The organism is Acinetobacter sp. OYA S30, from assembly GCF_033599315.1.
In the GTDB taxonomy this organism is placed as follows: domain Bacteria; phylum Pseudomonadota; class Gammaproteobacteria; order Pseudomonadales; family Moraxellaceae; genus Acinetobacter; species Acinetobacter baumannii.
In genome coordinates this window covers 1-405 of record NZ_JAWVAV010000155.1, presented here as the reverse complement: position 1 = coordinate 405, position 405 = coordinate 1, and the positions used below count along the sequence as shown (strand labels likewise).

Sequence of the window (405 nt, the reverse complement as noted above, 5' to 3'; positions counted from 1 at the left end):
AGGTTTCACGTGCCTCGCCCTACTCGTCATCATTATGTGTGCCCTTTCGTGTACGGGAATATCACCCTCTACGTTCGCACTTCCCAGAGCGTTCCACTAAAACACACATAACTTAATGGGCTGATCCCCGTTCGCTCGCCGCTACTGAGGGAATCTCAATTGATTTCTTTTCCTAAGGGTACTGAGATGTTTCACTTCCCCTCGTTCGCCTTGCAACACTATGTATTCATGTTGCAATACCTACCTTAAAGTAGGTGGGTTCCCCCATTCAGACATCTCCGGATCAAAGGATATTTGCCGCCTCCCCGGAGCTTTTCGCAGGCTATCACGTCTTTCATCGCCTCTGACTGCCAAGGCATCCACCACATGCACTTAATTACTTGACTATACAACCCCAAACAGTCG

General features: G+C 48.9%; 1 rRNA gene. It reads right to left on the bottom strand.

The annotated features are described in order from the left end of the window. Positions 1–386: ribosomal RNA gene (locus R5R67_RS19595) — 23S ribosomal RNA — on the bottom strand; the annotation flags it as partial. Between the last annotated feature and the right edge of the window lie 19 nt (positions 387–405).